Origin of the sequence: Endozoicomonas sp. SESOKO2, assembly GCF_024606245.1 — a bacterium.
Classification (GTDB): Bacteria; Pseudomonadota; Gammaproteobacteria; order Pseudomonadales; family Endozoicomonadaceae; genus Endozoicomonas_A.
On the sequence record NZ_JAHHPQ010000730.1, the window covers coordinates 1 to 1,373 of the forward strand.

The 1,373-nt window shown below is 47.7% G+C and carries 2 protein-coding genes; one reads left to right on the forward strand and one right to left on the reverse strand.

The genetic code is table 11. From position 1 onward, the window contains the following. The coding region (locus KDK17_RS17385) for a WD40 repeat domain-containing protein (RefSeq protein ID WP_257288669.1) at positions 1 to 1,030 on the forward strand (1,030 nt) is incomplete at its 5' end. 10 nt (positions 1,031 to 1,040) lie between these two features. On the opposite strand, the gene KDK17_RS17390 is transcribed toward KDK17_RS17385, so the two are convergent. After that, a complete protein-coding gene (locus tag KDK17_RS17390) occupies positions 1,041 to 1,217 on the reverse strand; it encodes a hypothetical protein (protein WP_257276133.1) in 177 nt (58 codons plus the stop codon). Positions 1,218 to 1,373 lie beyond the last annotated feature (156 nt).

A 1,373-nucleotide genomic window follows, 5' to 3' on the forward strand; every position in this document is an offset into this window, starting at 1 on the left:
AGATGGCAAGGCGAAAATCTATGGCAAGCAAGACGATGAGTCATGGGTAGAAAAAACCATTATTTCCCATGATAGCCCTGTCAAGTCTGCCACCCTCAGCGCCGATGGTCGCTATTTATTGACTGTCTGTATGGGAGGCAGCATGGCGAGAATCTGTGGCATGCAGGACGATGGATCATGGGTGAAAAAAGTCACGATTTCCCATGATAGTCCTGTCAAGTCAGCCACCTTCAGCACCGATGGCCGCCATGTGGTGACCACCAGCTTCGTTCGGGCGAAAATCCATGGCCTGGAGGCCGATGGATCATGGGAAGAAAAAGCCATCATTACCCACGAGGGTTCAGTCTTATCAGCGACATTCAGCGCCGATAACCGCCATTTAGTGACCGCCAGTAACGATGGCAAGGCGATAATCTGCGCCAAGAAGGACGACGGATCATGGGAAGAAACAACCACTATTTCCCATGGTGATCGGGTCTACTCAGCCACCTTTAGCCCCGATAGCCGCTGTGTGATCACCCGCAGTGAAGATAAAAAATCGAAAATCTATGGCCATAAGAACGATGGATCGTGGGAAAAAAAAACGACCATTTCCTATTATTTGGAGAGCATTAAATCCGTCACCTTTAGTGCCGATAGCCGCCATGTGATCATCCACAGTGGAGATAATAAGTTGAAAATCTATGGCCAGATGGACAATGGATCCTGGAAAAAAAAAGCGACCATTTCCCATGTTTCTGGTTTCAAATCAGCAGCCTTTAGCCTCGATGGCCGTCATATAGTCACAACCAGAAACGATAAAACGGCGAAAATTTATGGCCAGTTAAGCGATGGATCATGGAAAGAAAAAGCCACCATTTCCCATCGCAGTAGAATCAGGTCAGCCACCTTCAGAGCCGGTGGCCATGTGTTGACCATCCACGACGATAACAGTGGAATCAGGTCAGCCATCTTCAGTGCCGATGGCCATGTGTTGACCATCCACGACAATAATACGGTGAAAATCACTGAACTAAGGATGGATGACTGATTATTTGCTGTCACTCGTTAGCCCGGCCCCACATTAACCCGGCAAACCGTTTGCCCTCTCCGGGCAAGTCACCTAAAGCGCCGTTACCTGATTGGGCAAAAATATCCTGAGCCAGTTGCCTTTCTGCCGGATTGTCGCTTGTGCTCAAAAGCTGTAAAGCCTGATTCACATTAACTCTATCGAGCATGTCCTCTTTCTGAATCTTACGATCATATAATTCTTTCTGCATCCGCTACTAAAAATCTAACATAATCTGTAATTATGTAGACTTATTTACGCCGTCACCGCGGATGCACGACGAATCGTGTCTAACTCCACTCTTGCGTAGGGTTTAACGTCGAGC